Source organism: Janthinobacterium sp. 67 (assembly GCF_002797895.1).
GTDB lineage: Bacteria > Pseudomonadota > Gammaproteobacteria > Burkholderiales > Burkholderiaceae_D > Janthinobacterium.
Window position 1 is genome coordinate 5,980,152 of sequence record NZ_PGES01000001.1, and the last position, 24,853, is coordinate 6,005,004.

At 63.0% G+C, this 24,853-nt stretch carries 21 protein-coding genes; 9 read left to right on the forward strand and 12 right to left on the reverse strand.

Going from position 1 to position 24,853, the window contains the following annotated elements:
- Positions 1-64 precede the first annotated feature (64 nt).
- The 3 genes from CLU90_RS26895 to CLU90_RS26905 form a co-directional block, all read right to left on the reverse strand.
- A complete protein-coding gene (locus tag CLU90_RS26895; RefSeq protein ID WP_092718061.1) occupies positions 65-2,920 on the reverse strand; it encodes a TonB-dependent receptor plug domain-containing protein in 2,856 nt (951 codons plus the stop codon).
- A gap of 524 nt (positions 2,921-3,444) precedes the next feature.
- Positions 3,445-3,912 carry a GNAT family N-acetyltransferase gene (locus CLU90_RS26900; protein WP_100429262.1) on the reverse strand — a complete coding sequence of 156 codons (468 nt, stop codon included), beginning with the start codon at positions 3,910-3,912 and terminating at the stop codon, positions 3,445-3,447.
- 35 nt (positions 3,913-3,947) lie between these two features.
- The gene (locus CLU90_RS26905; protein WP_157808908.1) at positions 3,948-4,619 is read right to left on the reverse strand and encodes an XAC2610-related protein; all 672 of its coding nucleotides are present in this window, start codon (positions 4,617-4,619) and stop codon (positions 3,948-3,950) included.
- 162 nt (positions 4,620-4,781) lie between these two features.
- On the opposite strand from CLU90_RS26905, the gene CLU90_RS26910 reads away from it, so the two are divergent.
- Positions 4,782-5,438: a tetratricopeptide repeat protein gene (locus CLU90_RS26910; protein ID WP_100429264.1), complete on the forward strand. Its 657-nt coding sequence runs from the start codon at positions 4,782-4,784 to the stop codon at positions 5,436-5,438.
- Positions 5,439-5,562: 124 nt separating this feature from the next.
- Here the strand turns inward: CLU90_RS26910 and CLU90_RS26915 are convergent, their stop codons facing one another.
- The 6 genes from CLU90_RS26915 to CLU90_RS26940 are packed head-to-tail and all read right to left on the reverse strand — an operon-like array spanning position 5,563 to position 13,073.
- On the reverse strand, positions 5,563-6,531 hold the full coding sequence (locus CLU90_RS26915; protein WP_100429265.1) for a ribonuclease Z: 969 nt from the start codon (positions 6,529-6,531) through the stop codon (positions 5,563-5,565).
- A gap of 7 nt (positions 6,532-6,538) precedes the next feature.
- Positions 6,539-7,396 (reverse strand): formate dehydrogenase accessory sulfurtransferase FdhD, encoded by an 858-nt coding sequence (gene fdhD / locus CLU90_RS26920; RefSeq protein ID WP_100429266.1) that lies wholly within the window; start codon positions 7,394-7,396, stop codon positions 6,539-6,541.
- Positions 7,397-7,408: 12 nt separating this feature from the next.
- A complete protein-coding gene (locus tag CLU90_RS26925; protein ID WP_100429267.1) occupies positions 7,409-8,329 on the reverse strand; it encodes a bestrophin family protein in 921 nt (306 codons plus the stop codon).
- A 27-nt stretch (positions 8,330-8,356) separates the two neighbouring features.
- On the reverse strand, positions 8,357-9,337 hold the full coding sequence (locus CLU90_RS26930) for a cytochrome d ubiquinol oxidase subunit II (RefSeq protein ID WP_100429268.1): 981 nt from the start codon (positions 9,335-9,337) through the stop codon (positions 8,357-8,359).
- Between the two features lie 30 nt (positions 9,338-9,367).
- Entirely contained in the window at positions 9,368-10,747 is a 1,380-nt protein-coding gene (locus CLU90_RS26935; protein WP_100429269.1) for a cytochrome ubiquinol oxidase subunit I, read from the reverse strand.
- A 13-nt stretch (positions 10,748-10,760) separates the two neighbouring features.
- Positions 10,761-13,073 carry an FdhF/YdeP family oxidoreductase gene (locus CLU90_RS26940; protein WP_100429270.1) on the reverse strand — a complete coding sequence of 771 codons (2,313 nt, stop codon included), beginning with the start codon at positions 13,071-13,073 and terminating at the stop codon, positions 10,761-10,763.
- Between the two features lie 166 nt (positions 13,074-13,239).
- On the opposite strand from CLU90_RS26940, the gene CLU90_RS26945 reads away from it, so the two are divergent.
- Both CLU90_RS26945 and moaA read left to right on the forward strand, forming a co-directional pair.
- On the forward strand, positions 13,240-13,524 hold the full coding sequence (locus tag CLU90_RS26945; protein WP_100429271.1) for a helix-turn-helix domain-containing protein: 285 nt from the start codon (positions 13,240-13,242) through the stop codon (positions 13,522-13,524).
- 102 nt (positions 13,525-13,626) lie between these two features.
- On the forward strand, positions 13,627-14,694 hold the full coding sequence (moaA, locus tag CLU90_RS26950) for a GTP 3',8-cyclase MoaA (protein ID WP_100429272.1): 1,068 nt from the start codon (positions 13,627-13,629) through the stop codon (positions 14,692-14,694).
- A 5-nt stretch (positions 14,695-14,699) separates the two neighbouring features.
- Here the strand turns inward: moaA and CLU90_RS26955 are convergent, their stop codons facing one another.
- Positions 14,700-16,121, reverse strand: coding sequence for an aminotransferase-like domain-containing protein (locus tag CLU90_RS26955; protein WP_100429273.1), 1,422 nt, complete (start codon positions 16,119-16,121; stop codon positions 14,700-14,702).
- A 159-nt stretch (positions 16,122-16,280) separates the two neighbouring features.
- On the opposite strand from CLU90_RS26955, the gene CLU90_RS26960 reads away from it, so the two are divergent.
- From CLU90_RS26960 to CLU90_RS26980, 5 genes are all read left to right on the forward strand, one after another.
- Positions 16,281-17,243: a Dyp-type peroxidase gene (locus CLU90_RS26960; protein WP_100429274.1), complete on the forward strand. Its 963-nt coding sequence runs from the start codon at positions 16,281-16,283 to the stop codon at positions 17,241-17,243.
- Between the two features lie 46 nt (positions 17,244-17,289).
- Positions 17,290-17,673, forward strand: a complete 384-nt coding sequence (locus CLU90_RS26965; protein ID WP_100429275.1) for a hypothetical protein — start codon at positions 17,290-17,292, stop codon at positions 17,671-17,673.
- 108 nt (positions 17,674-17,781) lie between these two features.
- A complete protein-coding gene (gene msbA, locus CLU90_RS26970) occupies positions 17,782-19,617 on the forward strand; it encodes a lipid A export permease/ATP-binding protein MsbA (protein WP_100429276.1) in 1,836 nt (611 codons plus the stop codon).
- A 101-nt stretch (positions 19,618-19,718) separates the two neighbouring features.
- Complete coding sequence (locus tag CLU90_RS26975; protein ID WP_198511271.1) at positions 19,719-20,825, forward strand: toxin-antitoxin system YwqK family antitoxin; 1,107 nt, start codon at positions 19,719-19,721, stop codon at positions 20,823-20,825.
- Between the two features lie 24 nt (positions 20,826-20,849).
- Positions 20,850-21,398 carry a MarR family winged helix-turn-helix transcriptional regulator gene (locus tag CLU90_RS26980; protein WP_232731343.1) on the forward strand — a complete coding sequence of 183 codons (549 nt, stop codon included), beginning with the start codon at positions 20,850-20,852 and terminating at the stop codon, positions 21,396-21,398.
- A 1-nt stretch (position 21,399) separates the two neighbouring features.
- Here the strand turns inward: CLU90_RS26980 and CLU90_RS26985 are convergent, their stop codons facing one another.
- Complete coding sequence (locus CLU90_RS26985; protein ID WP_100429278.1) at positions 21,400-22,734, reverse strand: chloride channel protein; 1,335 nt, start codon at positions 22,732-22,734, stop codon at positions 21,400-21,402.
- 77 nt (positions 22,735-22,811) lie between these two features.
- Entirely contained in the window at positions 22,812-23,738 is a 927-nt protein-coding gene (locus tag CLU90_RS26990; protein ID WP_314606934.1) for a LysR family transcriptional regulator, read from the reverse strand.
- Between the two features lie 98 nt (positions 23,739-23,836).
- Here CLU90_RS26990 and CLU90_RS26995 point away from each other — a divergent pair, with 98 nt between their 5' ends.
- Entirely contained in the window at positions 23,837-24,850 is a 1,014-nt protein-coding gene (locus CLU90_RS26995; protein ID WP_100429279.1) for a zinc-binding alcohol dehydrogenase family protein, read from the forward strand.
- Positions 24,851-24,853: the final 3 nt, after the last annotated feature.

Sequence of the window (24,853 nt, forward strand, 5' to 3'; positions counted from 1 at the left end):
AGCCCTGTGGAAGACAGGACTCAGCCCTTGGCTATCGGCGCACCATCACGCCGGCAGCAGGTGATTACATGAAGTGGTAGTTGGCGCTGATGCGGAAGTAGCGGCCTTGACCATTGTGCAGCTGTGGATTGAAACCTTCCACTGGGTAACGTGGATCGTATGGCGCCTTGATATCAAACACGTTCTTGATATTGAACGACAAGGTCAGATCCTTGAAGCCCGTGTAGGAGTACGCCATATTGGTCGTCGTCCAGCTCTTCACGTCGCAGCTGCTGATGTAGTTGCTGTACTTCGGCAAGCCGCTCAGCCCATATGCCGACTTCGGTTGACCGACGCCGTACTGGCAGTATGGTTTCTCGTAGACCACGTCGTTGTCGCTACGGCGCAGCAACGATACGGGACCGACGAAATCTACCGACGTCGTCAGGGAGTGGTCGCCACGGGTCCAGTTGACGGACAGGTTGCTGCGGTTCTTCGGATTGTCGCCGACCGAGGTCGCATAGTCGGACAGGCCGCCATTCGAGCCGGAGGTATCGGTTGCCACTTCGCCCGGGCGCTCGGCGCGCTTGAAGCTCATCAGATAGCTCCAGTTCAGGTTTGCGGTCAGACGGCCCAGATCGCCCAGCGATTTGCGGTACGCCACTTCGAAATCGATGCCCTGCACTTCGGTGCTACCCTGGTTCACATACGAACGGTTGACCTGGGAAATCGGACCGGAGTTAGGCACCACATTGCCGTTGGCATCGGTCACCAGATTGGCCGGATTGTTGTCGCGTATGACGCTGCCAGGGTAGCGGTCTTGACGATCAACCATGTACTGCGCACTAAACAAGGCGGTTTCATCCACTTTCTTGATGCGGTAGTAATCGACCAGCACGTCGATTTCCTTGGTTGGGGCCAGGATCAGACCCAGCGAGTAGCTCTTCGATGTTTCAGGACGCAGATCAGGCGTGGCCGCGGACAGGCTGGAAATGCCTTTCTTGCAATCGCTGATGTCGGCGCCGGAGGCAGGGTGAACGCCGTCCGGGCAGCGCAGCGGGTCGACCACGTTGCTGAACGACTGCACGCCGCCGGGCGAAACCTGGGTCAGCGCAGGTGCGCGGAAGCCTTCGGCATAGGTGCTGCGCACGGCCACGCGGTCGCTGATGGTCCACTTGGCGCCGACTTTCGGCACGAAGTTGCCCTTCAGGTTAGGGTATTTGTCGTAACGGCCGGCGAAGTCCATTTCAAAGTATTTCGCAAACGGCGTGCGTACTTCGATGAAGGTCGAGCTGACATTGCGGCGGCCATCGGCCGACGAGTTGGCCAAGCCAATGATGTCGCCGCGCTGCGTCGCCATGTCCGGAGTCAGACCGATTTTTTCTTGACGGAATTCGGCGCCGAATGCCACGCCAATCTGGCCGCCGGCCAACTGGCCAAATGCGGTACTGGCCTTGGCGTCGACTTGCGTTACCTGGGCATAGCCGCGGTTTTCCAGGTCGCGCGTGACGCTAGGATCGGCATTGACCTGCGCCAGGGTCCAGTTTTGCGTCATGACTTTTTCGAGGGTCGGGCGGTACAGCATGCCGTTCCAGTTTTCGGTGCGCTCGGCACGGTTCCACAGCACGGCCGTTTCCCAGTCCCACGCACCAGCCGTGCCGCGCACGCCAGCGAGCAAGCGATAGGTTTCGTTCAGATTGACAGCGCCGCCAGGGGCGCTCACGCGGTAGCCGACCGCGGCGCGCTGCGTCGGAAACGGATTGTCAGGATGACCTACCGGCAAGATCATCTGGAACTGCTGCGGTGCGCCGTTGAGTTGATACACGGTGGTCGAAGCCGTACTGCGGAAGGCCGTCGGCACGCGCAGATAGGTGCGCTCGGAACGGCTGTAGCCGGCTTCGGCAAAGGCCGTCATGTCCTGGTTGATTTCGAACGTGGCGCGCGACAGGACGTTGGCGTCCTTGCCGGCGCTTTGCACTTCGGCGTAATCGTCGATGTTGAAGTTGCAGAAGGTGCGGCCCACCAGCGGGTCGCTTGCCAGCATGTTGTGCGTCGCCATGTTGCCGGTAATTTGCTGCGACGTAGGGCAGTCCAGGCGATTGACGATTTGTGCGCGCTGGGCGTAGGTGGTAGCGAATTTCTTCGTGCCTGGCACTGTCTCAGCGTAGAAGAAAGGCGACGTGGTCAGACTGCTGGAGAACGGGTTCAGGCGGCCGTTGATGTCGGCATACATGCCTCTCTCGACGTCCTTTTCGTTCTTGATGATGGTGCTGTCGCGCTTGGCTACGTCAAAGCTGACGAAGGCATTGAATCGGTCCTTGCCAAAGCCGAAGATGCCGCTGGCGCTCTTGCGGGCAAATTCGCCGTCGTCGTTGGCGCTGATGCTGGCGCTCATTTCGGCGCCCGTGTACTTGGTTTTGGTGATGAAGTTGACTACGCCGGCGATGGCGTCGGAACCATACACGGCCGATGCGCCATCCTTGAACACTTCAACGCGTTCGATCGCCGACACGGGGATGCTGTTCAAGTCATAGACGGCCGATTTTCCTTGGTTCGGGTCGGCATACGCGGATGCGGTGATGCGGCGGCCATTGAGCAAAATCAGGGTGGAAGACGAACCCAGGCCACGCATGGAGGCGGTTGCCGCACCGCGGGCGAAGCCGCCATCGGTCACGTCCACCGACGAGCCCGAGCCGAAAGCTGGAATCGAGTGCAACAGTTCGGCCACAGTATTGGCGCCGGTAGCGGCAATCTGTTTGGCATTCAAGGTCTGGATAGGCGAGGAGCCTTCTTTTTCCGTGCGCTTGATGTTCGAACCGGTCACCAGGACTTTTTGCAGTGCCGGCTCTGCCGGTACTTCCTGGGCAAACGCCACATGGGATGAGGACAGTGTCAATGCGACAGCGACGACGCTGCGCTTCAGAACAAACTTCTTAGTCAATTCATTTCTCCGTACGAGTCATTCTCAGGACCCGTTTTATGCGAAAAACTGTTGAAACAAGCGCATTGCGATAGGCGCGCGCCTGTCAACCCGATCTAGTTTGACCGTTCAAGTGCAGTCATTTTTTGTAAAATGTGATATTCATTTTACCTAGCAGACACATAAAAACATTTCCATGCAGGAAATGTCAATTTTATCTAGCACTGTTGCTCTTATTTACAACAGTAAATATTTTCTTTACAGATCGGCGATGCTGAAATTTCCGTTTTTTTGCAGATGATGAATGGAATGAGGCGCGCTCATCGCGAGGCAGCGAGGTGGTGGGCATGAGAGAGCATGCCGCTTCAGGAGGGAAACCCGTGATTCAAAGCTGTTGTCTTGCTGGCAATTTACGTGTAACGGAAATTGTCAACAGGCGTTTTTTGATGACAGCGCGATAGCTGTCGCCAATACGCCGTAATCGCTATGACGGACGCCATGGATGGCTGAAGGAAAATGCAAGCGCCATGACGGCGCTCCTGCTGTCAGTTGAGTATGAACTCCAGCACGTCGTCGCCATACTTGTCCGTCTCGCCCGTCGCCGTCCAGCCCAGGTAGCGGTAAAAGCCGTAGGAGCGCGAAGCGGGGTCGCTGGAGCAGCCGAGGAACAGTCGTTGGTGGCCTTGCGCGCGCAGTTCCGCCATCACCCGTTCCAGCAAGGTCTTGCCGATGCCTAAGCCTTCGAATGCCGGCAGCAGGGCCAGGACGATGATTTCGCCCGTGTCGCGCTCGCCAAAACAGTAGCCGACCAATTGCCCGTCGTGATGGCATACCTGGCCAGGCAGGCTGCCCGAGCGCATCATTTCCGCCCAGGACTCGGCCGTGATGCCCACTTCCGCCAGGCGTTCCTCGGGAATGGCGTTTTGCCGCGTCTTGCCGCGCAATGCGATGAAGGCTGGCGCATCTTCCGCCTTGGCGGGGTGGAAGGTAATCGATGCCGGGTGTGTCGTCATGTGTGTTGTTCGATGATGTCGGATAGTGGATAAGATCATTCCCAGGATTTGCGCATGGTTTGCGCCTGGCGCTGCCAGTCAACAACATTTGTCTTTTCGATGGCCTGCTGGCCGGGATTGCCGTTATCGATGATTTCATCCCTGACGATGATCAAATCGTTTTTTTCATTCAAGCGATATTCCCGATAGCGCTCGCAATCCTGTTCGCGCCGGGCGGTGGCGATTAATTTGTCGGCCCGCCAGGTATAGCTGTCTTCATAAAAACATTGCGCCGCGCAGCCGCAATTGGGGATGCCGCCTTCGATACCTTGACCGGCGATGCGGATATCCAGATTCGGAATGACTGATAATGGCTTGTTGAAGCTGTATTTTTTCGCCGATGCGTCCCACAGCCACACGTCGGAACAGCGGATGCGTCCCTGGCTATCCGTGTAGCCAGTCACCCACAGGTCGGCATGGCCGTCGAAATTCATGTCGACCAGCAGCGCGTGCAAATTGCCTGTGCCGCTGCTGCTGCAACTGCCATTGAGCCACTGCTTGCCGATTTTCAGCTGGTAAGTCTGTTTTTCATCGTGATTCGCATAACGGATATCGGCCGCTTGCCGCACTTTGCCTGTCACCGCTTTTTCCAGGTGCAAGGTGCCGCCATAAGCCGAGGTGGAAATCAGGGATAAAAGCAGCGATAAAGACAACGCGGTCAATTTCATGGCGATATTCTTGGGCGGGTATTGGGCACAATGCGCCGATTGCATCAGGCGGGGAACGATCATAACGCATGATTTGGGCAATGCGCCACACCATTCCTATCGTGCATTCTGTGTGGAACCGTGCTGTGTACAATGAAAAAAATCCCCGAATAAGGAATTCTCATGACATCGTCTCCCGAATCGTTGAATGAAGCGGGCATCGTCGCGTATAACGATCATAATCATGCCGAGGCGTTCAGGCAATTCGACGCGGCGGCGCGCACTGGCGATCCCGCCGGCCAGCATTTATTGGCCAGCCTGTATTACCAGGGCCATGGCGTCGAGCAAAATTTGCCGAAGGCGGTGGAATTGTTCACGGCCGCCGCGCAATCGGGTTTTCCGCCGTCGCTGGCCAATCTGGCCCTGATGTATGCGAGCGGCGACGGTGTCGCGCAAGACATCGCGCAAGCGCTCGCCTATGGGCGCAAGGCGGCCGAGGCGGGCGATGGCCAGTCGCAATTCAACCTGGCGCAGGCCTACCGCAAGGGCGATGGCGTACCGCAAGACTATGCCGAGGCGGCGTTCTGGTACAAACAGGCGGCCGAAGCCGGTTCCCTGTCGGCGCAGAATGAATACGGCTTGCTGTACGCGCAAGGGCAGGGCGTGGAGCTCGATTACGTGCAGGCCTACGCGTGGATCGCCATGCCGGCCGAGGCGGGCAGCACGCAATCGATCAAGAACCGCGACCAGTTGCTGGAAATCCTCACGCCCTCACAGCAGCAGGCGGCGCGTGCGCTGGCGGCCGAGTATGCGGCGCAATACGGCGTCAATCCCCACTAAAATAACACCTGACAAAACCTACTGCGCGTCGTAATTTGCGGTCTGCGATGCTCACTGTACCTTCGTACAGTTGCGCTTCTCGACCACAACTTCCTTCCGCTCGCTACGGTTTTGTCAGGCGTCGTTAATTCGGTTTTAACGGCAGTTTGATCAGCTCGCCGGCCGCATCGAGTTCATAGCTGTCGAAATCGCGTGCCAGGAATAGTTCGCCCGAGTAATGCCGCCGCGCTTCCGCTTCCAGTTCGGCCATGCCGTCCGCATTGTGATAGCGGGCGCTGAAGTGGGTGAGGATCAGGTTCGGCAGGCGCACCGCTTCGGCGAACTGCGCCACGCGCTGCACGGAGCTGTGCGTGGGGCCGGGGCCCACTTTCTGCAGCATCGCTTCCGTGTAGGTGGCTTCATGCACGAGCAATTGCGTGCCGATGCAGGCGTCCGCCAGCAGCGATGGCGTGTCGTTGTCGCCGCCGATCACGACCGTGGCGCGCTGCGTTTCCGTCTGGCGGAAGGCACCGGCCGCTAGTACCGTGCCATCGTCCAGGATCGCGTCCTGGCCCGCCTGCAACAGTCCCCAGGCGGGGCCGGGTGGCACGCCGGCCGCCAGCAGGGCTGGCTTGTCCAGCTTCCATCGGCGCGTTTCCAGCGCAAAACGGTAAGCGACGCTGGGTGCGCGGTGCGACAGCGCGTGGCGCTCGATGGTCAAGCCTGCCTCGTCATGCACGACTGGCGCGCTGTCCACGTCGATGTGGATCAGCGGGTACGTCAGGAACAGTTCCGTGTGCAGCAGGGTCGCATCGATCCAGGCCTTGATGGCGGCCGGGGCGATCAGCAGCAAGGGCTTCTTGCGTCCCGTCATCGAGGCGCTGGCCAGCAAGCCCGGCAGCCCATAGCTGTGGTCGCCATGCACGTGGGTGATGCAGATGCCGACCAGGTCGTGCACGGACAGGGGGATGCGCTGCAGCCGGTGCTGCGTCGCTTCGCCGCAATCGATCATCCACCAGTCGCGGTTGTGCGTGGTTTGCAGGGCCAGCGACGTGACGTTGCGGTGGCGCGTGGGCACGCCGGAAGACGTGCCGAGAAAAGTCAGTTTGAACATGCCCGCATTATGCGGCAGGGCCGCGCTTTTGTGCAGGATCCAGGCAACTCGCCTGTGCCGTGTAATCGACAAAACCGTCGCGGCGGCAAAAGCTGGCCAGCTGCATGCCGGCCTGGCGCGCGATGCGGATGGCCAGCGAAGTGGGCGCCGAGATGGTGGCGACGAGCCCGATATGCATGCGCGCCGACTTGCGTACCAGTTCATAGCTGGCGCGGCTGGACAGGAAGACGAAACCGTCATGCATGGCGATGCGGTGCAGCGCCAGGTAGCCGATCAGTTTATCCAGGCCGTTATGCCGGCCCACATCCTCGAACACTTTCACGATGGCGCCCTCGGCCGTGCACCAGGCGGCCGCGTGCACGCCGCCCGTCTTGTGCATCAGTTCCTGCCAGGGCAGCAGCTCGCGCGCGGCGCGCCCGAGGATGGCGCTGCTGGCGATCAGCGGCGGCAGGGGACGCGTGATCTTTTCCGGCACCAGGTCCAGCAGGGCCAGGCTTTCGATGCCGCACACGCCGCAGCCCGTGCGCCCCGTCAGCGCGCGGCGGCGGGCCTTGAGCTTGATCAAATCCGGCTGCGCGATGGTCAGCCGTACTTCCGCGCTATCCTCGCCGCAGCATACGTCGAGGTCGTAGATGTCGCGCACGCTGCCGACGATGCCTTCCGTCAAGGTAAAGCCGACGGCGAATTCCTCGAGGTCGCGCGGCGTGGCCATCATCACGGCGTGGGCGATGCCGTTGTAGACGAGGGCCACGGGATACTCCTCGGCCACCATGTCGTGGCCCGCCGTGGCCACGCCGGCCTGATGGCGCACCATGGGAACTTCCAGGAAACCGTCGCGTTCGGTGGTAGTGGTATCAAAGTCCATGCTGTTCTCCCGTTAATTGATTTGATAGCGCGGGCAGGGCCGGATCGAGGGCGGCAGCGGGTCGCCATTCAATTCCAGCAGTGAGCGTTCCGTTTCCCGCGTCATGGCGTTCAGGGCCAGGCAGTTGGGCGCCAGGCCGAACGGTTCGGCGATCTGCTGCGCGATGGCTTCCAGCGCAAACAGGGTGTAGGCAACAAAGACGGAAATGAGGGGCGTGGCCACGCCGATGGCGTCCACCAGGCCCAGCGGCAGCAAGAAACAGTACATATAGACGGTGCGGTGCACCAGCACGCCGTACGGATACGGTATCGGCGTGTTCTTGATGCGCTCGCAGCCGGCCACGGTGGCGGCCAGGTCGTTGAGCTGCGTGTCGAGCATCCACAGCAGCTGCGTCTGGCCCGGCTGGCGCTGCACGGCGTCGTGCAGCATGGCGCGCACGGAATGGAGCACGGCGACGGGCTTGAAGGCGATGCCCTGCAGACGCTGAACTTCCTCGGCCGGCAGGTAGCGCGCCAGGTCTTGCTGCGCATCCGTCTGGCGCAGCTGGTGCTTGAGCGCATAGACGAAGGCGATCAGGCGGCGCAGCAGCAACTCGCGGTCCAGGCCGCTCGTTTCCTGCGGCAGATACGTGAGCGCCTGCGAAGCCAGGGCGCGCGCGGCGATCAGCAATTGCCCCCAGATATGCCGCGCCTCGACAAAGCGCGCATAGCTGGCGTTGTTGCGAAAGCCGAGGAAGATCGCCAGGCTGATGCCGACCATGGGAAACGGCGCCGTATCGAGCGGAATCTTGACGCCAAAGATACGGCCATCCGTCAGCAGGGCCAGCGAACTGACGACCAGCATCAGCAGCAATTGCGGGATGATGGCTTGCAGCACCGAGCCATCCCAGACGAACAGCATGCGGAACCAGTTGGTGGTGGGGCGAATGATCATGATGGAAGACGCATGCCGTGATGCCGGTTAATGTTTCCGGGGCACGACTTTGCCCTCGAAGACGTAGTATTGGAACAGGTTGTAGCCGATCATGATCGGCAGCATGGAACCCATGCCGATGAGCATGAAGATCAGGGTCGGTTCATCCGACGCGGCCGCCGCGATGCTCAGCTTGCCCGGCACGAGGTCGGGGAAGAAGCTGATGGCCAGGCCCGCGAACGAGGCCAGGAACAGCACGATGGCGCCACGGAACGGTCCGCGCACGCCGTTCACATGGACGGCCCACAGGATATAAATAAAAGCGCTGGCGGCGATGGCTGCCAGGGCCAGCAGCACGCCGAACACGCCCGGCTGCGCCCAGCGGTCGTGGCCGATGGCGCTGAAGACCATGGTGCCGGCCGACAGCACGATGGCGGCCGCGACAGTCGCCAGCACGCTGGCCGTCGCATAGCGGCGCGCCGCCGCTTCCAGCTGGCCGCCCGTCTTCTTGATCAGATAAGTGCTGCCCAGCAGGCAATAGCCGGCCACCACGCCCAGCGCCGTGCACGCCGTGAAGATGCCGCTCAGCCATCCCGGCTGCAAGCCCGTGATGACCTCGCCCAGCACCACGCCTTGCGCCACGGCGGCCAGCAGGCTGCCCACGCCGAAGACCAGGTCCCACAGGCGCTTCTTGCCGGCCGCATGGCGGAACTCGATCGAGGCGCCGCGCATGATCAGGCTGGCGATCAGCAGCATGATGGGGATATACAGCTGTTCCAGCAAGGTGGCATAGGCGCTGGGAAAGGCGCCGAACAGGGCGCCGCCCACCACCACCAGCCAGGTTTCGTTGGCGTCCCACACGTGCTCGATGGACTGGAAGATCAGGTTGCGTTCCTGCTCGCGGCGGGTAAACAGGCTGAGGATGCCCACGCCCAGGTCGAAGCCGTCCGTGACCACGTAAAAGATCAGCATCAGGCCGATCAGGCCGAACCATGCATTGCCCAGCATGGCATGCGAATTGATATCCATTACAAACTCCTTGATTGGTAGCGGCGCATTTCAATACCCCGCGGCATGGGCGGTGTCCGGCAGCGGCAGCGCCACGTCCGGGCCTTGTTGCAGCCATTTCTTGGCAAACACAAAGAAAGTGACGAACAGCACGATGTAAAACACGCAGAACATCAGCATGCTGCCGGCCACGGCATGGGCGGCCACGTCGGAGACGGCGTCGCGCGTGCGCAGCAAGCCGTACACGACCCACGGCTGGCGTCCCACTTCGCGCACGATCCAGCCGCACTCGACGGCGATGTAGGGCAGCGGTATCGTCAGCACCCAGGCCAGCAGCAGCTTGCGCTGGCGCACGAACTCCTGCACCCGCCCGCCCACCTTGCGCCAGGCCACGAAGGTCCAGAACGACAGCAGCACGAACCACATGCCGATGCCGGCCATGGCGCGAAACGCGTAGTACAGCAGCGGCAGCATGGGCGGCTGGTCTTCGCGGGCGATGTCGGCCAGGCCCGTGATCTTGCCCGTGGCGCTATGCGTGGCGATCACGCTGAGCATGCCGGGCACTTCGATGGACCAGTCATTCTTCTGCTCCGCCTGGTTGGGCCAGGCCAGCAGGGACCAGGCCGCGCCTTCGCCATCGCGGTTCATGTGCCAGTGGCCTTCGATGGCCGCGCCCTTGGCGGGCTGGGTCTTGAAGACGTCGACGCCGCTCGAATCGCCGAGCCAGACTTGCAACGGCGCGATGACCAGCAGCAACATCAGCGCCAGCTTGAACGAGCGGGCGAAGAAGGCCGGTTCGCGGCGCTTGAACATATACCAGGCGGAAATGCCGGCGATGACGAACAAGCCCGTTTCCACGGCGGCCACCCACATGTGGCCCACGGCCCAGGCCATGTCGGGATTGAAGATGGCGGCCACGTAATCGGTGACGATGATCTTGCCGTCGAGCACGCGCACGCCGGCCGGCGTCTGCATCCAGGAATTGGCGACCATGATCCAGAACGAGGAAATGCTGGAACCGAGCGCCACCATGCCGGTGGCAAACAGGTGCACGCCCTTCGGTACGCGGCCCCAGCCGAACATCATGACGCCGATGAAGCCCGCTTCCAGCATGAAGGCCATGGCGCCTTCGAAGCCGAGGATGTTGCCGATGAACTGCCCCGAATGGTGCGAGAACGGCGCCCAGTTGGTGCCGAACTGGAATTCCAGGGGAATCCCGCTGACGACGCCGACGGCAAAGTTCAGCACCAGCAGCTTGCTCCAGAAGCGCGCGTGGCGGTAGTAGACGGGGTCGCTGGTACGCAGCCACAGCGCCTCGACAACAAACAGGAACAGCGACAGGCTGATCGTCAATATGGGCCACAGGATGTGGAAGATGGCCGTCATCGCAAATTGCGCGCGCGACAGGTCCAGGGTATCGAAACCGAACATGGCGTTCTCCTGATCAACTGAGGGCGGCCGAAGGCGACAGCAGCACGGGGATGGATTTGAAGGTCGGCGTGCGCGAACCTTCGCCCACGCTGTCGAGGGGCACCAGCGGATTGGTTTCCGGGTAGTAGGCGCCGATGCAGCCGCGCGGAATGTCGTACTCGACCAGCAGGAAGCGGTCGGCGCGGCGTTCGATGCCGTCATGCCACACGCCGATCAGGTCGACCCAGTCGCCGGCCGCAAAGCCCAGCATGGCCAGGTCGTCCTTGTTGATGAAAACGACCCGGCGCTGGCCGAACACGCCGCGGTAGCGGTCGTCCATGGCGTAGATCGTCGTGTTGTACTGGTCGTGCGAACGCGTCGTCATCAGCACCATCAGGCGCTCGCCATATTGCTGGCGTGCACGGTGGATCGGCGTGTCCAGTTCGATGGCGTTGACGAGGAATTGCGCCTTGCCGCTGTCCGTCTTCCATACCCGTTCACGCGAGGCGATTTTTAGGTGGAAACCTCCCGGTTTGGCCACGCGCAAGTTGTAGTCGAAAAAGTCTTCAAAAACTTGTTCGATGGAATCGCGCAGCCGCGCATAGTTGCCGGCATAGCGCAGCCAGTCGATCTTTTCGCTACCGATGGTCGCCTGCGCCATGCCGGCCACGATGGCGATTTCCGAACGCAAGTTGGGCGAAGCGGGCTGGTTCATGCCGAACGAGATATGCACCATGCTCATCGAATCTTCCACCGTCACGCCTTGCGCCACGCCTTCCTGCACGTCGATTTCCGTGCGGCCCAGGGTGGGCAGGATCAGCGCATCCTTGCCGTGCACGAGGTGGCTGCGGTTGAGCTTGGTGGAGATGTGCACGGTCAGGTCGCACGAACGCAGCGCGTCCCACGTGCGCGGCGTATCCGGCGTGGCCATCGAGAAATTGCCACCGAGCGCCACAAACACCTTGACCTTTTTTTCCAGCATGGCGGCGATGGTGCCGACGGCGTCGTAGCCGTGGTGGCGCGGCGGCTCGAAATTGAAGACGAGGCCCAGGCGGTCGAGGAATTCCTTGGTCGGCTGTTCCTCGATGCCCATGGTGCGGTCGCCCTGCACGTTCGAGTGGCCGCGCACGGGGCACAGGCCCGCGCCGCGCTTGCCGATATTGCCGCGCATCATCATCAAGTTCGACAGGATTTGCACGGTGGCCAGCGAATTCTTGTGCTGCGTCACGCCCATGCCCCAGGTGGCGATGACGGCCTTGCCCTTCACGTAGATCTGCGTGAGTTCCTCGATCTTGTCGCGCGCCACGCCCGATTCGGCCAGCAGCAAGTCCCAGTTTTCCGCGCGCAGGTCGGCCGCGAAGGCGTCGAAGCCCGTCGTGTGTTCGGCGATGAAGGCGCAGTCGAGCACGCGCTCCTGGCCGTGGGCGATGGCCTCGTCATCGAGCTCGACGACGCGCTTGGCCATGGCCTTGATCAGCGCGAAGTCGCCGCCCAGGGTGGGGCAGATGAACAGCGAACAGATGTTCGTGCTGCCGCCCGTCAGCATTTCCAGCGGGTGCTGCGGGCTCGTAAAACGCTCGAGGCCCCGTTCGTGCAATGGGTTGATGGAAACAATGGTGGCGCCGCGGCGCGATGCTTCGCGCAATTCGCCCAGCATGCGCGGATGGTTGGTGGCGGGATTCTGGCCGAACAGCAGCAGGGTGTCCGCATGTTCGAAGTCGTCCAGCAGCACCGTGCCCTTGCCGATGCCCACCGTTTCCGGCAAGCCGCGGCTCGTCGCTTCGTGGCACAGGTTGGAACAGTCGGGGAAGTTGTTCGTTCCGTAGGCGCGCACGAACAGCTGGTACAGGAAGGCCGCTTCGTTGCTGGCGCGGCCCGACGTGTAGAAGGCGGCCTGGTTCGGGTCGTCCAGCGCGTGCAGGTGGTGCGCCACGAGGGCGAACGCATCGTCCCAGGAAATGGCCTGGTATTTGTCGCTGGCGGCGTCGTACACCATGGGGTCCGTCAAACGGCCATGTTGCTCCAGATCATAGTCCGACTGTTCCATCAATTCGGTGACCGTGTGCTCCTGGAAAAACTCGGGACGCACGCGCTTGCTCGTCGATTCGGCGGCCACGGCCTTGACACCGTTTTCACAGAACTCGAACGTCGACGCGTGTTCGCGGTCGGGCCAGGCGCAGCCCGGGCAGTCGAAACCGTCGGGCTGGTTTTGCTCGAACAGCGAGCGGTAATTGCCCGCGCTGACTTTTTCCTTGAACAGGTTGATGGCCACGTACTTGAGGGCACCCCAGCCGGCCGCGGCATGGGTGTAGGGCGCGATGCGCGCGTCGGACTTTGGCTTGCTCATGATGACTCTCCTGGTGATGTGCGATGGGACAATCACATGGTAGGGGCGGCGGCTTGCCCCGTAGGCGCACAGTTCCGGACAAAAATACAGAGTACAGATGGCAAGACGACGATGCCGGCCGCGCCGGCGCCGGCCGTGATTTATGATGCGGGCAAGGAGAAAGAACATGCACAAGGAAGACAAGGAAGAAGGAATCGACGCGGCGCTGATCGCGCTGCTGGCGCTGCTGTGGGAAGCGCGGCGGGAGGCGCCTGAAAAACCGTGGTCGCTGGCCAAGCTGGCCAAGCGGGCGGGAATACAGATGAGCACCTTGCTGCGCCAGCTCAATGCGCTGTCCAGCGCGGGACTGGTGACAGTTGCCACGGCGGAGAGCGGCGGCGGCAGCGCTTCGCTGAGTACGGCGGGCGCCGAGCTGTGCGCCAGCGTGTTCGCGCCGCCGGCAGCGGATTAGCGTGCGTCTGTACTCTATCGGCTGGCGCCGGACTGTACCTCACTGAGTGCCTGCATTCGTCCTATGCTACTTCCAGACGAATGCACATCAAGGGGAAGCACAATGAACACCATCAGGTATCCGCAGCCAGACGAGAGTGAACCATGCGTGGACATGCTGGGCCGCCCCCTGACGGACTTGCGCATTTCCGTCATCGACCAGTGCAACTTCCGCTGCACCTATTGCATGCCGGCCGAGCTGTACCCGAGCGACTATCCATTCCTGCCATCGAGCGAGCGCCTGTCCTTCGAGCAGATTGAAACCATGGCGCGCGCCTTCGTGCGCCTCGGCGTCGATAAAATCCGCATCACGGGCGGCGAGCCGCTGCTGCGCAAGAACCTCGAGCAGCTGATCGAGACGCTGGCGCGGCTCACCACGCCGGACGGGCGCGCCGTAAGCATCGCGTTGACGACGAATGGCAGCTTGCTGGCGGCCAAGGCGCGCTCGCTGAAGGATGCGGGCCTGGACCGGGTCACCGTCAGCCTCGACAGCCTGGACAACGGTATTTTCCAGCGCATGAATGGCGTCGACTTTCCCGTCGAGAAAGTGCTGCACGGCATAGCGGTAGCGCAAGCCGTGGGCTTGAACCCCGTGAAGGTCAACATGGTGGTGCAGAAAGGCGTCAACGATAGCCAGATCGTGCCGCTGGCGCGCCACTTCCGCCATACGGGCGTGAACTTGCGCCTGATCGAATTCATGGATGTGGGCGGCATCGGCGCCTGGTCGCGCACGCACATCGTCACGTCCGAGGCGGCACGCGCGCTGATCGCGGCCGAATTCCCCCTCGAGTCGCTGGGGAACGGCAAGCCCATGTCGCATGAAACGGCCAGCCGTTACCGCTATCTTGATGGCGGCGGCGAAGTAGGCTTCATTTCCAGCGTGTCCCAGCCGTTCTGCGGCGACTGCAGTCGGGTGCGCGTGTCGTCCGATGGCAAGCTGTTTACTTGTTTGTTCGCCCAGGACGGCCTCGACCTGCGGCCCCTGCTTGACTCCGCGCAAGGGTTGGAAACCGCGCTGCGCCAGCACTGGCAGCGCCGTGGCGACCGCTACTCGGAAGTGCGCGGCGCACTGGCCCAGCTTGGCGGGCGCAAGCAGTATCCCACCGTGCGCATGTCGCTGGTGGGCGGGTGAACAGTCTACAAAAACTCGGTGATGAGTTTGCCGAGCAGGATGATGGCCTGTTCCACGCCCACGCTCCACGGATAGCTGTAGTTGAGGCGGATGCAATGCCTGTAGGCCTGGCTGACGGAAAACATGCGTCCCGGGCCCACCGTGATCTTGCATTCCAGCGCGCGCCGGTACAGTTGCATGGAGTCTATGTCGCCGGGCAATTCCACCCACAGCACGTAGCCGCCCTGCGGGTGCGAGATTTTCGTCCCGGCAGGAAAGAAGCGCAGCACGGCGGCGGCCATGATGCGCGCCTGCTGGGCATAGGCTTTGCGGGTGCGGCGCAGATGCTGTTCGTAGCCATCGTTTTGCAGATATTCGGCAATCGCCAGCTGCGGGAACGAGGACGTGGCCAGGGTGTTGAGGAATTTGAGTTCCTCGACCCTGCCCCGGTAGCGTCCGGCCAGGGCCCAGCCCACGCGCTGCGCGGAACTGAGGCTCTTGGAAAACGAGGAGCAGTGCAGCACCATGCCTTTGCGGTCCCAGGATTTGAGCGAGGACGGGTGGGCGTCGCCGTAATACAGTTCGTTGTAGACGCCGTTTTCGATGGCGGGTACGTCGTGCTGCTCCAGCAACTGGACCAGGGCGCGCTTGCGCTGGTCGGACATCTGGAAGCCCAGCGGATTCTGGAAGTTCGGCATCACCATGACGGCGGCGATCGGTTGCCGGGCCATGATGTCGGCCAGCGCTTCGATGCTGATGCCGTCGTACGGATCGGTGGATACTTCCACCACCTTCATGCCCAGCCGTTCGACGGCCATCAGCATGGCATAGAAGGTGGGCGACTCGACGGCGATGGTGTCACCCGGCTTGGCCACGGCTTGCAGGCACAGGTTGATCGCTTCCGTGGCGCCCACGGTGACGATGATTTCGTCGGGATCGACGGCCAGGCCGTTTTCCATGTAGCGGCGGGCGATTTCGCGGATCAGTTGCGGGTTGCCCGGCGGCAGGTCGTCCGTCACGTTCCACGCGCGGTTGCGGCGCGCCACGGCGCCCGCATACTGGTTGATGCGTTCCCAGGGAAACAGAGACGGGTCGGGGTAAGGCGAGCCCAGCGGGATGGCGTCGTGCAAGCCGATCGAGCGCAAGGTCGACAGCACCAGGCGGCTGACGTGCACTTCCGCCGGCACGGTACTGGGCTGCGACGCCTGCATGCACAGGTCGGTGGCCCGCGCATCGCCGGCGCGGGCGCGCACGAAGTAGCCGGACTGGGGCCGGCTTTCGATCACGCCCATGCTTTCCAGCTTGACGTAGGCGCGCAGCACCGTGGTGATGCTCAGCTTGTGCTGCTGGCTGGTCTGGCGCACGGAGGGTATGCGTTCGCCCGGCAGGAGCACACCCTTGGCCACCAGTTGCTCGATGTCGCCGACGAGCTTTTCATACAGTTTCATGCAATGGTATCCATTCTTTGATTCTTGCTCTACGTCATTGCATTATCGTCCAATTCATGAAGGCGGTACGGCTGCGGTCACCGCATATTGTCGAAATGAAACTTTCATTCGACAGTTCTGGTTTAATATCTACTTAGCAAATAAAAAGGAATATTGGTCATGGCAATTCCACAAAGCATGCTGTCTGTCGTCGCGCGCGACGAAGTGCATTTGCAGTTCAATGTGAAGGCCGGTGTCGACCTGCGGCAGTTGTTCAAGTTGCTGGGCAAGCTGTGGGAATCCGAAGTCACGGGCATCCTCGACCCCACCCTGAACCGCCACCATCAGTTGACGGGCGGCACGGCCAACGTGGTACTGGGATTCAAGCCCGAGCTGTGGCGCGCCGCTTGCCCCGGCTGCGTGCCGGACAACATGGCATCGTTCGCGCAAGACCTGGTGGGCGCCAACGGCAAGACGGCGCCGGCCACCCAGCACGATTTCTGGGTCTGGATCACGCAGTCGAACGCGGCCACCCTGTACGACAGCATGCGCACGACGCTCACGTTACTGAGTCCCTTCGCCGAACTGGCCAGCGAGCAGGTGTGTTTTCCGTATCACAATAACGTGACCTTCGACGGCTTTGCCGATGGCGTCGCCAATCCGAATCCGTTCCGTGCCAATGGCGTGGCCATCATTCCGGACGGCGAGGCGGGCGCGGGCGGCTCCACCGTGCTGCTGCAGAAATGGCGCATGGACGTGGAGCGCCTGCGCGCCTTGCCCGTGCACGCGGCCGAGCAGGTGTGGGGCCGCACCAAGGCCGGCAGCCATGAATTGTCGCCGCTGCCCGTCGATTCCCACGTGGGCCGCAACCAGTTCATCCGCGATGGCGAGGAAGCCGACATCGTGCGCCGCAATGCCAATTACGCCAATGCGAGCGAGGCGGGCGTCATGTTCGTCGGTTTCTGCAAGGACATCACGGTGACCATGGGCATGCTGCGGCAAATGTATGGCGTAGGCTATGATGGCGTCACCAAGACGGACAGGCTGCTGGATTTTTCCACGGCGCTGTCGTCGGCGATCTATTTCGTGCCCAGCATCGATGCCTTGCTGGCCGTGGGTATTTCGCCGGCGGATCCCGGCTAAGGGCCGCTCCGGCGGTTCCGATTTTTACTTTTACTAGGAGTTTTTCATGCGTATTCGTCCCGCCACCTTGCTGTCCGCCCTGATCTTCGGCAGCGTCGTCTTCAGCGCTTCCGCCTCCGCCGTCGGCCTGGGTTTCCTGGCCGATACGCCGATGGCTTATCTGAACAAGAATGACAAGCCCGTCTTCGTGAAGGCCGTCACCGACGTGCTCAATGACAAGAAGGATGGCGAAACCGTGCAATGGAGCAATGAAGGCTTGCGCAATTCCGTGCGCATCGCCGCCGACATCACGGCCAGCGACACGGAAAAGACGGATGCGCAAACCTGCCGCAAGGTGCAGGTGGGCTTGAGCGCCAAAGGCCAGGAACAGACCCTCAAGCTGAAGGTCTGCAAGGCCGGCACGGCCGCGTGGAAAGTGGCAAAGAGCTGATCGTCCGTGTTGCTCCCTTGCCGGTTCCGCACCGGCAAGGTGCGACTTTCCTCTAGGTAAGTCTGGCAGCGGTTAGAATCACGCTTTACCCTCACTTTTCTCACCTGCATGCAGCAAAGTCGCCTCCTGTTCTTCCGCCTGGCCGGCCAGTTTCGCCGCTATGGCGCCATCGTTGCCGCCACCTTGCTGGCCGTGGGCGTGGCGTCCGCCACCGATGTGTTGTTAATCCGTCAGTTGCAAAACGTCGTCGACGCCATGCGCGCGACGGCCAGCACGCAGGCTGCGCCCGCGTCCGGCGTGATGGGCATGTTGCAGGGCTGGGTCGACCGTTTCTTGCCGGCACAGGCGGGGCAGGTGGACTTGTGGGTGATTCCCGCCACCATCCTGGGCCTGGCCGTGCTGCGCATGGTGTCGAGCTTTGCCGGCGATTACGGTTCCGTATGGCTCTCGAGCCGGGTGCAGGCCGATTTGCGCGAAAAAATGTTCGCCACCATCATGCGCTTGCCCAGCCGCTTTTTCGATACCACCACCACCAGTTTGACGCAGTCGCGCGTGGCTTTCGACGCCAGCCAGGTGTCGCAGGCGGGCTTGAACGTGCTTAACGTGATGGTGCGCGATTCCGTCGCCACCGTCGGCTATTTGATCTTGCTGTTCAGCATCGACGTGAAACTGGCCCTGTTCTGCATGGCGTCGATGCCCATCGTGGCCATCGTCGTGACCCTGGCGGGGCGCCGCATGCGCCACCTGAGCAAGAGTTCGCAGCAAGCCGTGGGCGAGCTGACGTCCGTGCTCGACGAAAGCATCGCCGGCCAGCGCGTCGTGAAAATTTTCGGCGGGCAGGATTACGAGCAGGCGCGCTTCGTCGACGTCGTCAAGCGCAACCGCCAGCTGGCCGTCAAGCACGCGGCCACCTCGGCCATGAATTCCGGCTTCATCATGATGCTCGTCGGTATCACCCTGTCGTCCGTGATCTACTTCGCCATGCTGCGCGCGCAAAGCGGCGCCATCACGCCGGGCGCCTTTGTTGCCTTCATGGGCGCGCTGATGGCGATGCAGTCGCCGATCAAGAATCTGACGAAGATCAATGAACCGCTGCAGCGGGGCCTGGCGGCTGCCGAGTCCGTCTTTGGCCTGATCGACACGCCGCTGGAACCGGACCCGGGCACCATCGCCCCGGCGGCCGTGCAGGGCAATCTGTCCTTGCAAAACGTGCAATTTCGCTACAACAGCGACGACCCCGACGCGCCCACGGCCTTGAGCGACATCACGCTCGACATCCGCGCCGGCGAAACGGTGGCCCTGGTGGGCGGCTCCGGCGGCGGCAAGACGACCTTGCTGGGCTTGCTGCCCCGCTTCTACGACGTCAGCGGCGGCCGGATCCTGCTCGACGGCGTCGACGTGCGCGACTACGCCTTGCTGGCCCTGCGGCGCCAGTTCGCCCTCGTCAGCCAGGACGTGATTTTGTTCAACGACACGATGGCGGCCAATATCGCGTACGGCGACCCGGCCCCGGACCAGGCCCGTATCGAAGCGTCGGCGCGCGCCGCCTACGCCCACGACTTCATCATGCAGCTGCCGCAAGGCTACGCCACGCAGGCGGGGCAGAACGGTTCACGCCTGTCGGGCGGGCAACGTCAGCGCCTGGCGATTGCGCGCGCCCTGTACAAGGATGCGCCGATTCTCTTGCTCGACGAAGCGACCAGCGCGCTGGACACGGAGTCGGAGCGTTCCGTGCAGGCGGCCTTGGAAGTGCTGATGCGCAACCGCACCACCATCGTCATCGCCCACCGCCTGTCGACCATCGAAAGTGCCGACCGCATCGTCGTCATGCAGGGCGGCCGCCTGGTCGAGTCGGGCAGCCATGCCGCCTTGCTGCAGCAGGGCGGCGCGTATGCGCGCCTGCATGCGAGCCAGTTGTCGCCCGTCAAGGACAGCGTGGGCTGAGCTGTCCCTCTCTTTTTCATTGCGTGCGGCAATCGTGCCCATGGCGCACGGCGCTTGCCTTTATGATGGTGGCCGCAAAGCAACATGAACAATGGAACAACATGAAGAATCAACAGACGCTGCGCTGGCTGCTGGCCGCCGCACTGGGCATGGGTGCGACCCTGCCGCCGGCGGCGGTGTCAACGCCAACGCTGCAGGAGGAAGACCACACCATGTACCTGGATCAAGATTTCATGCCCAGCAAGCAGCGCCGCGCTACCTATGCGCTGCGCACGCCGCCCGTGCGCGACGAGGCGCTGGGCGCCTGGCACGTGCGGCTCGAATTTCCCGACACGCCGGGCGTGCTGGCCTTTGAAACCTATGCCACCGACCTGGATCTGAGCCAGGTCAGGTTCGTGCGTTTTCGCAAGTACTACTACGAAAATGGTCAGTTGTTGCGCGAAACCTATTTCAATGACCAGGGCGAGGAGCTGCTCGGCGGCTGCGTGTACTTCGAGAATGGCCAGGTCAAGCAGCGGGTGACGGCCTTGCCGAACGGGCGCGACAGCATCTCGGAAACGTATCACGAGAATGGCCAGCTGATGAACCGCACCTTGTATCACGGCGACGAGATGGCCGACGGCGAGCACGTGTCATATGGCGCGAACGGGGCCGTCAGCAACCGGTCTTATCAACGCAATGGCAAGATGGATGGTGTGCAGGAATCGTTTTATGACGATGGCAAGCTGTTCCAGCGGGGACAGTTCGTCGATGGCAAGCGCGAGGGCGAGTTTGTCACGTATGCGCAGGACGGCAAGGTGCTGGCCAAAACCGTGTGGGTGCACGGCCAGCCCGACGGCTGGTCGTTTGAAAGCCATGGCAATGGCGTCATGTCGAACAAAACGCTGTACCAGAAAGGCGCCGTGCTCAGCCTGGAAAAGTGGGGGGCGAATGGCCATCCCATTTTTGCCTGGCAGAAAGACGCGCAGGGGCGCGACCACGGCGACACGACGGATTGGCATGCCAACGGCGTGCGCGCCAGCGTGACGCCGTTCGTCAAAGGCCAGCGCCACGGCTTGCTGCAAACCTGGTACAGCGACGGCAGCCTGCGGCAGATCGTGCCGTATGAACATGGCAAGAAGCACGGCATCGAGCGCCAGTGGGACAAGACCGGCAAGCTGGTGCTGGAACAGGCATGGCAGGATGGGCAGCCGGTGACAGGCAGTTAGTTCCGCGCCGCCATTGCAGGTATCATGCAGGGATTCCGGCCCGCCAGCAGGCGCGAAGCCGGCACGATAACGGAGGCAATGGTGGTGGAAGCGGAAGTTTCGGCGGTGGCCAGGGCGCAGGGGCTGGCCTTGCAAAACATGCGCGTCGTCATGCGTGCGGCGCAGCGGCACTCGGCGCAGATCGAGAAGCAATGCGGCGTGTCGGGCGCGCAACTGTGGGTGATGCAGGAATTGCTGGAGCGCCCAGGCCTGCGCATGGGCGAGCTGGCCGGCAAGATGTCGATCCACCAGACGACGGCCAGCAACCTGGTCGACGCGCTGGTCAAGAAAGCCTATGTGCGCAAGGCGCGCGACCAGCCCGACCAGCGCGTGGTGACATTGACCCTGACGGTGGAAGGGCAGGCCGTCATCGCCGGCGCGCCGCAGCCGGCGCGCGGCTTGCTGCCCAGTGCCCTGGCCCAGCTGGACGCCGCCAGCCTGGCGCACCTGAACCAGGGCTTGAGCGCCTTGCTGGCCGTCATCGCTCCCGATGACAGGCAGGCCGGCATGCAGCCGTTTCCGTTTACGATGTAGCTTACGATGTAGTTTCCCGGCTGGCCTGCGGCAGCCGCTGCAGCTGCAGTTGCGCCAGCGCCCCGTACAGCGGTTCGCTCAGCACGCGCGAGACCGTGCTGGCCACGACGGCGCAGGCCATCAGGCTGAGCACCATGCCGTGGCCGTCGACCATTTCCATGACAATGATAAACGCCGTCAGCGGCGCTTGCGTGGCGGCGGCCAGGAAACCGACCATGCCCAGCGCGATCAGGGCCGGCGCGTGCGGGTAATGGAGCAGGACGGCGACATCGTGGCCGATGCCGGCGCCGATGGCCAGCGACGGCGCGAAGATGCCGGCCGGCACGCCCGACCACACGGTCAGCCACGTCGCCACATATTTGAAGGCGACAAAGGCGGGCGCCACGTCGGACGAGCCTTCCAGCATGGCGCGCGTGGCCACGGTGCCGCTGCCGAACGTGGCGCCATGGCTGGCGATGCCGATGGCCGCCACCAGCAGGCCACACACGGCGGCGAACAGCACGGGCCGGCCTTTTCTCCACGCGGACAATTTGCCCAGCGGATTGCCGCGGGCGGACGCCAGCAGCAGCCGCGCGAACAGGCCGCCGGCCACGCCCGCGACCAGGGTCACGAGCAAGCCCGGCAAGGCCAGCGCCAGGCCGATGGGACCCGGGTGGATGATGCCGAAGTGGGTGGCGTTGCCGTGGATGGACACGGCCATCATGCCGGCCAGCACGATGCCGGCGACGATGAGGCCGCTGTTGCGCTGCTCGGGCGAGCGCGAAAGTTCCTCGATGGCAAACATGACGCCGGCCAGCGGCGTGTTGAAGGCGGCCGCGATGCCGGCCGCGCCGCCGGCCACCAGCAGGGAATGGGCGCTCACCTGCGAATGACGGGGCAGCCAGCGGCGCGCGGACAGCATCACGCCGGCGGCGATCTGCACGGATGGCCCTTCGCGCCCCAGCGACAATCCCCCCAGCAAGCCGCCCGCCGTCAGGACGATCTTCGCGGCGCTGAGTTTCAGGGAGACAAACAATGAGCGCTGCTCGGGCGCGACGGCCGGGTCCAGTGTCGCCATCACTTGCGGGATGCCGGAACCGGCCGCGCCCATCGCGTAGCGGCGCGTCAGCCAGACCAGCAGGGCGGCGCAGGCCGGCGTCCACAGCAGGGCGAACCACCAGGCCTTGCCGTTAAAAAAGAGAAACAAGTCCAGCGCTTCCTCCGCCAGCCACGTAAAGCCCACGACGACGAGCCCCGCGATGGCGGCCATGCCGACGACGACGGCGCGCGACCACCACAGGCGCGGGTTGGCAAATTCATGCTTGAAGGCAGAGGGAATATCGTGCAAATGCTTCATTGCGGCAAGTCCAGGAAGGGGCGCGCAGGGCGTCGGGGAGACTTGCCATTATATATGTGTATTTGTCCGAATGCATTTTATCGGCCTGATCCGTAGGCGGCTGGCAACAGAAGATCCGCTCCGGCCAGGAAATCGACGAGCGCCCGCACTTTCGGCGCCAGGTGCGGCCCGGATGGCCACAGCAGCCAGCAACTGTGGGCCGGATGGCCGGCGATCGCGTAGTCCCTCAGCACTTCGACCAAGCTGCCGTCGTCGATGGCGGAGCGCACATAAAAGTCGGGCAGCCAGGCGATACCCAGGCCTTGCCGCGCGAAGTGCAGCCGTGCCTCGACGTTGTTGCAGACCATGGACAGTGGCAATTCCGGCACCGGCGCCTCGGCTTGCTGGCGCAGCTGCCACTGTTCCACCTTGCCGCTGTGGCGGAAGCGGTAGTGCAGGCAAGCATGTTGTTGCAGTTCAAGGGGATGGCTGGGCGTGCCGTGGCGCGCCAGGTAGGCGGGCGAGGCCACGAGGCAGGAGCGGAACTGGCCCAGCTTGCGGGCGGCCAGGCGCGAATCGCGCGGGGCGCCGATGCGGATGACGGCGTCGAAACCGTCGCCGACGACATCGGCCAGCGCATCGGAAAAGTCCAGGTCGAGGGCGATGGCCGGGTGCTGCGCGGCAAAATCGGCCAGCGCGGGCAGGAACACGCTACCCAGTTCCGGCAAGCCCAGGCGCAGGCGTCCGCGCGGCGCCAGCTTGCCCGCCAACTCCTCCTGCGCCGCCTGCATTTCCGCCAGGATGCGCTCGCTGCGCGCGAGGAACAGCTTGCCCTCGGCCGTCAGGCTCAGCTGGCGCGTGCTGCGCTGGAACAGGCGCGCGCCCAGCCGCTGCTCGAGTCGGGCCAGACTCTTGCTGACGGCCGATGGAGAAATGCCGGCCTGGCGCGCGGCGGCGACAAAGCTGCCCGCCTGCGCCAGTTGCACGAACAGGGCCACGCCGGAGAGATTATCGATGTCTTGCATGATTCATGACAGTTTGGTCAGGTGTGAAACGCATTGAAGCATATTTTTCTTTCTCGCGTGGCTGCTTACCATGGGGTTTTGACCTGCGGGAGCATGCAATGAAGATGATCGGTTTCAAGAAAGGCAGCAGTGTGGGCGAACAAGGCGGCCTGTTCGACATGGAAGGCCCGATGCCCGTGCCCGGCCCGCGCGAGGTGCTGGTGCAGGTGCGCGCCGTCGGTATCAATCCGCTCGACACCAAGGTGCGCGCGGGGCTGGTGACGGTACCCGATGCCGTCACGACTCTGGGCTGGGATGCGGCCGGCGTCGTGCATGCGGTGGGCAGCGAAGTGACCCTGTTTAAACCGGGGCAAGCCGTGTATTACGCGGGTTCGTTCCACCGCGCGGGTGCAAATGCCGCATATCAGCTGGTCGATGAGCGTATCGCGGGGCGCATGCCGGTGACGCTGGATTTTGCGCAGGCCGCCAGCGTGCCGCTGGCGGCGCTGACGGCGTGGCAATTGCTGTTCGAGCGTTTTGCCGTCGCGCCCGGCGACAGGCGGGAACGGGGCAGCCTGCTGGTGCTGGGCGGCGCGGGCGGCGTCGGTTCCATGCTGATCCAGCTGGCGCGCCAGTTGACGGGTTTTACGGTGATCGCCACGGCCTCGCGTGGCGACAGCGGCGACTGGTGCCGCGCCATGGGCGCCCATCACGTGATCGACCATGCACAACCCCTGCCGGCGCAGGTGGCGGCATTGAACGTGGCGCCCGTGCGCCATATCGCCGCGCTGTCGCACACGGCGCAACACGTCGCGCAACTGGTGGAGCTTATCGCGCCGCATGGCAAGCTGGCCGTCATCGACGACCACGAGCAGTTTGATGCGGCGCCGCTGAAGGGCAAGAGCATCTCCTTGCACTGGGAAATGGTGTTTACGCGGCCTTTGTTTGCCACCGAAGACATGATCGAGCAGCACCGGATACTGAACCGCGTGGCGCGCTTGCTGGAAGATGGCGTGCTGCGCCATACCGTGCGGCAGGAATTGTCGCCCATGGACGCGGCCACCTTGCGGCGCGCCCATGCGCTGCTGGAGCGGGGCGGGCAACCGGGCAAGATCGTCGTCAGCGCCGTGTAGCGC